General features: G+C 37.4%; 3 protein-coding genes and 2 pseudogenes. 1 reads left to right on the top strand and 4 read right to left on the bottom strand.

Going from position 1 to position 5,855, the window contains the following annotated elements; translation table 11 throughout:
* Positions 1–198 precede the first annotated feature (198 nt).
* The 4 genes and pseudogenes from P20652_RS08155 to P20652_RS18235 all read right to left on the bottom strand — a co-directional run bounded on the left by P20652_RS08155 (position 199) and on the right by P20652_RS18235 (position 4,316).
* The gene (locus tag P20652_RS08155; protein ID WP_008169231.1) at positions 199–1,092 is read right to left on the bottom strand and encodes an ABC transporter substrate-binding protein; all 894 of its coding nucleotides are present in this window, start codon (positions 1,090–1,092) and stop codon (positions 199–201) included.
* Between the two features lie 73 nt (positions 1,093–1,165).
* The gene (locus tag P20652_RS08160; protein ID WP_008169229.1) at positions 1,166–1,684 is read right to left on the bottom strand and encodes an RNA methyltransferase; all 519 of its coding nucleotides are present in this window, start codon (positions 1,682–1,684) and stop codon (positions 1,166–1,168) included.
* Positions 1,684–2,196: a YcgN family cysteine cluster protein gene (locus P20652_RS08165; protein ID WP_008169227.1), complete on the bottom strand. Its 513-nt coding sequence runs from the start codon at positions 2,194–2,196 to the stop codon at positions 1,684–1,686. The genes P20652_RS08160 and P20652_RS08165 overlap by 1 nt, the downstream gene beginning before the upstream one ends.
* A 282-nt stretch (positions 2,197–2,478) precedes the next feature.
* Positions 2,479–4,316: pseudogene (locus P20652_RS18235) on the bottom strand (DUF885 family protein).
* A 153-nt stretch (positions 4,317–4,469) separates the two neighbouring features.
* Between P20652_RS18235 and P20652_RS08170 the strand changes: the two are divergent.
* A pseudogene (locus P20652_RS08170) lies at positions 4,470–5,752 on the top strand (amidohydrolase family protein).
* Positions 5,753–5,855: the final 103 nt, after the last annotated feature.

The raw sequence follows: 5,855 nt of genomic DNA, 5'->3' as shown, positions 1-5,855 counted from the left end.
CAGAATAAACTCAAACTGTAACTTCCTTATGGTTATGGTTATGTAAGTGACAAAATACGTATTCTGTCACTCTTTTATAGATTGTTATTTTAACCTTGTTAATAAGCGTACAACGATGTAAACCGAACCACGTTATAAACGCATAACAAACTTATATGTTTATATAAATTAGTCAGTACAACAAGGGAGCGTTCAAATTTATTGTTTGCATTGAGTATTTGTCGTATTGATAATACGATCCATCTCGCCGCTATTATGAAACTGATAAAGCCCTTCGTTTATATGCTCTAATATTAAGAGCCAATTAGGGGTAAGTTTACTTATGGCAAAATATAAAGGATTGTATTGCAGAGAAATGCTTTCTTGCTCAACGGAGGAGAGTAAATACTTTTTCTCTGATTTATTTAAAGAAGAATAAGAAACCGAAAACTTAAGAACCTCGGGGTCACCTATAATCAAATCAACACGTTTGGCAACTAGTAATTGAACAAGTTGTAAATCATCTACAGAGGTGATGATTTCAAACTCATCATTGTCCATCATAGCATCAAACTCTGGCGTATTTTGATACCCACGAACAACACCAATCTTTTGCCCTTTAAGCGATTTTAAGTTTCCAGTGAAACGGTCTGTATCGCCTTTCCTTTTTAAAAATGCAATTTCGCCACCTTTAAAAGAATTAGATAAACCAAGTAATTCTCTACGTGTTTTACCATTGACGTAATCGGAGGGGGCAGTATCTTCTATAAAATATTCAGGTATTAATATATCAGCTTTGCCCAACTCTACATTTCGTACAGCTCTTGCCCAAGGCAAAAATTCGATATACACGCTGTAGCCCTTATTATTCAATAAGGCAATAGAAAATTGATAAACCCAACCCTTATTGCATAAATCATTACCAATATAAGGGGGCCAATCTAATGTGGCTAAATGGAGCGTTTGTTTAGCATTTTCAGCTTCATACAGCATTCCTGATTTATAGTAATGCCCATTTAAAGCGTGTTGAATGCCATTTTGATAATACTCAACCGCCGTACCTGCAAAACTATTACTACTTGTCAGTAATAATATAAAATAAAACCAGCGCATTATAGAATCTATCTATGATTAATAATTTTTTAAGTTTAGCTACAACTAACACTTTTGCACAAGTAAACCTCAATTAATCAGATGCTTTATGCCATCTCATTTTGTTATTTGTATCGCGCGAATTTATGATCGTTGTATCGCTACTTTCAACCCCACCTAATTTAGCTAAGCGATCGTACAAAACCACATTACAAGTAGCCGCTAAGTTCATGCAACCAATAGTAGGAATATACACAACTTCATCGCACCACTGTAAAAGGTCTTTTGGAATCGACCCATCTTCTGGGCCAAATATATAAAATGCATTTTCAGGATGCTTAAATTCAGGAAGTGGCGTTGCACCTTCAATAAGCTCTATAACAACAACGGTTGCACCTTCAGGTTTAACGCTTTCTAAACTGGCAGTTTCAATTAAAGGTATACGTTCTACAACATTTTTTGTGTCAGTATGAAACTTTTTAGCATTTGCGTAACGATTACCTGTAAAAAAAACCTGTTTAGCGTCATAACAGCCTGCAGCACGCAATACGCCGCCTACATTAGTTGGGCTTTTAGGGTTAATTAAACCAATACTTGCTTTTAGCTTTGCCATTAATCAGCGTCCTTTGTTGGCCACTCTGCAATGTATAAATCAAAATCATCTAGCTTTACATCGCAATCTTTTACTGTTTTGTCTTTGACAGAAATACCTAACTCATGCATCTTTGTTTTGTCGCCTTTATTTAATAGCGGATGCCAAGAAGCCAAACCACGGCCTTCATGTAAACGACGATAACTGCAGCTTTGTGGCATAAAAAAAATGTCTTTAAGGTTTTCTTTTGTAAGTTTTACACAAGAAGGAACAAGCGTTTGGCGGTTTTCGTATTCGCTACAACCACAGGTGTTGTTATCAAGATACTGACATACAATATTAGTAAATATTAATTGCTCACCTTCACGCAGCTGATCGGTTGCAGTAAATTCGTCTTCATCTTCGCTATCAATAAACGTATTTAAACAACATTTTCCGCATCCATCACAAATGGCTTCCCATTCATTTTGACTCATGTCGCTTAAGCTTTTTTTAAGCCAAAATTGTGTATTTGCTAATTGTTGATCAAACATAATTTACTCGAGCACCTAAAAGAGCGCGCATTCTAACGTATTGCGGCAAGTGGCGCAAAGCCAATACCTTTAAACTTATTGGCTTTGCGGCTAATCGAACGTGTTTATCTTTTGAGGTTAAATTTGCTAGGCATGCTTGGTTTAATTGAAGGCAAGTTGTTGTGTTAACACTTTCATACTTACCAATAACGCAGCATAGACACGCTGCCTTAGTCTTCTTTATAGGAGAAATTAAATCGCCCATAGTTTAAATTCATTTTAATCCTCAAAGTTCAACACTTCCTAGCTTTGAGATTTAACCCAGCGCTTAATTTTATCTTCTAATATTGGCATTGGTAATGCGCCATCAATCAATATTTGCGTATGGAACGCTTTAATATCAAATTTATTACCGAGCTCTTTTTTACAATACTCGCGCAGTTCTTGAATTTTGAACTGACCTAACTTATATGATAATGCTTGCCCTGGCCATGCAATATAGCGCTCAACCTCAGCTATTACATCGCTTTTAGCCATAGAAGAGTTAGCAAGCATATAATCGATGCCTTGCTGGCGTGTCCACCCTTTTGCATGAAAACCAGTATCAAGCACTAAACGCATTGCGCGTAATTGCTCATCTGATAATCGACCGTACCACATGTAAGGGTCGGTAAATAAGCCTAGCTCTTTGCCTAAGCTTTCTGCGTAAAGTGCCCAACCTTCTGCAAACACGGTGTAACCACCAAATTTACGAAAATCCGGTAAATCATCAATCTCTTGCTGTAGTGCAATTTGAAAGTGATGTCCTGGCGCGGCTTCATGAATCGATAAGGTTTCGAGTAAAAACTTAGGTTGGGCTTTTAGGTTATAAGTATTGATATAAAATATACCGGGACGAGATCCATCTGGTGCTGGAGACGAGTAAGATGCCCCTGCTGCCGACTGCGCTCGGTAAGCTTCAACTGGTTTTACTATATAAGGAGCTTTGGGCGCAATATCAAATAAAAGAGGCACGCGTGCATCAATTTTTTGCTTTACGTTTTCATACGCTGCAACAAGCTCATCCGCTGAATCATAATAAAACTCGTCTGAGTCACGTAGATGATCAAAAAACACCGCTAAATCACCTTCAAAGCCGACAGTTTCTTTTACTGTTTTCATTTCACTTAAAATACGCGACACTTCACTTAAACCAATTTCATGAATTTCCTCAGCAGATAAGTTCAAAGTCGTATTTTTTTTAATTTGATATTTGTACCATGCTTTTCCATTTGGTAAATCACTGTAGCCCACAGTTGAACGGCTATTAGGAATATATTGCTTAACTAAAAACTCACTCATGGCGTCATACGCTGGCACTAGACGCTGCATAATCAGCTCACGGTATTGCGCTGTTATAGTTTGTTTTTGCTGTGCAGTGAATGATTCAGGCAAATTTTTAATTGGCCCCCAAAATAATGAGTTTTCTGCATTAGTTACTACATGTGCTTTGAACTGTGGTGCAAGCTTTTGAGCTAATGGTTCAGGCAATACCACACCTAATTTCATACCTTCAGCCATCGAATTTTGTACGCTAGCAAGCCATTTAATAAAGCCTTCACTGCGCTTTAAAAAATCACTATAGTCGTCAACCGTTTTAAATGGCTGAGCACTTTGTCCTGTTCCAAAGCCTGCAAATGTATTATGCGCCCCCGACATTTGATTTATCGGTAATAGATAACTAGGAAATTGCATCCCTTGAAGCTTTAAAACCAAATCACGGTCTAATATTTCATAACTTAATAAAGCCTGTCCTGTTAACTGCGCTTTATCAATAAGTGCTAAACGTTGTTGATTACTTTTTAATAAAAAGCTACTTTTTTGTTACGATTAGTTTGTGAGATTTCTGGCGTAAATTGGTCGTTAAATTCACTTCGACCATTGTAAGTAGCACTTATGGGACTAAAGGCAAGGGACTCATCGTAATACTGTGCAACAAGTACATCTAACTGCAGCTCAGCTGATAGCTCTGAGACAACATTGACTGAAGTGCTGTCTATGTTTGATTGCGAATGTGTATTGGTTTTCGAATCTGCATTGGCGCAACCACTTAAAGCAAACATAACACCGCTGGTTACAACGGCTAATTTAATTAATTTCATGATAACCCTTTTAAAATATACAACCTTATTATGATCACTAGTGCTTACTAAATAAAGAAAATACGACAAATTGCATTCATCGCTATTTATTTGCACTTTATTTTTAGCTTGATAAAGTAAAAGAAGTCTAAATTTCCTCACAAAGAAAAATAAATGAAAAAACAACTACTGTGCACTTCTATTGCATTATTGTGCTTAAATAGTATAAATGCTCAAGCACTTACATATATTTCAGCCAAAGCAATGCTTGATGTAGAAAATGGTAAGTTAATACAGTCGCCATTAATTACCATAGATAACGGCGTCATCACGTCTATTTCACAAAACAAAAAACCAACTCTTACCAAAGAAGATGAACTCATTAACTTACCTGAATTAACACTGATCCCTGGTTTAATGGATATGCATGTACATTTAACAAGCGACCCAACCGTACCGCGCAGTGAACGTTTAGGTCAATCAGTACCACGCATGGCTGTAAAAGCCGCTTATTTTGCAAAGAAAACGTTAGAAGCAGGATTTACAACTGTTCGTAATGTGGGTGCTGAGGGTTATAGTGTAATTGCAGTGCGTGACGGCATTAATGCAGGCGATATTGTCGGCTCTCGTATTTGGGCCGCTGGTCCATCATTAGGTATTACTGGCGGACATTGCGATAACAATAGGCTGCCACCGGAACTCAAATATACTTCAAGCGGTGTGGCAGACGGTCCGTGGGCAGCACGTGTAAAAGTACGCGAAAATATTAAATACGGTGCAAATGCTATTAAATTTTGCGCGACAGGTGGCGTATTTTCAAAAGGAACTAAAGTAGGTGTGCAACAATATTCTTTTGAAGAAATGAAAGCCATCGTTGATGAGGCACACATGCGAGATTTGCCCGTCGCAGCGCATGCACATGGAACTAGCGGTATAAAAACAGCCATTAAAGCAGGCGTTGACAGTGTTGAGCATGCTAGCTTTTTAGATGACGAAGCCATAGCTCTCGCCAAAAAACATGGAACTTGGCTTTCTATGGATATTTACAATACCGAATACACGCTAAGTTTTGGTGAGCAAAACGGCGTTGACGAAGAAAATTTAAATAAAGAACGACAAGTATCTAAAAAGCAACGCGATAGCTTTAGCCGAGCAGTGAAAGCGGGTGTAAACATGGTATTTGGCACTGATGCAGCCATCTACCCACATGGCGATAATGCAAAACAGTTTTCACGTATGGTTGAATTTGGTATGACAGAATTGCAAGCCATTCAAGCATCCACTATTAATAGCGCTAAGTTATTAAAAATGGATGGTCAGTTAGGACAAATTAAAACCGGATTTGCTGCTGATATAATCGCAGTAAAAGGAAATCCATTAAAAAACAATTGCTCTTTTAGTAGCAGATCTCATTTGTTATGAAGGCAGGTAAGGTTTATAAAACTGACAAAAAATAATCATTACAGATCAAAAAAGCAAAGGTATTTTTAGGTACTACACATGTAGAAGATCTAAATACAAAGTTAAGAATTATTTATTAACTTTAACCTTATAAATAAC

This window comes from Pseudoalteromonas sp. BSi20652, from assembly GCF_000239855.1.
Lineage (GTDB): Bacteria > Pseudomonadota > Gammaproteobacteria > Enterobacterales > Alteromonadaceae > Pseudoalteromonas.
The sequence above is the reverse complement of the archived record's forward strand: the minus strand, read 5'-3'. Positions and strand labels throughout refer to the sequence as shown.

What these genes read in the sequence shown, in the direction of transcription:
- P20652_RS08165 (WP_008169227.1), bottom strand. Translation starts at nt 2,196, where the DNA reads ATGTTTGATCAACAATTAGCAAATACACAATTTTGGCTTAAAAAAAGC.
- P20652_RS08160 (WP_008169229.1), bottom strand. Translation starts at nt 1,684, where the DNA reads ATGGCAAAGCTAAAAGCAAGTATTGGTTTAATTAACCCTAAAAGCCCA.
- P20652_RS08155 (WP_008169231.1), bottom strand. Translation starts at nt 1,092, where the DNA reads ATGCGCTGGTTTTATTTTATATTATTACTGACAAGTAGTAATAGTTTT.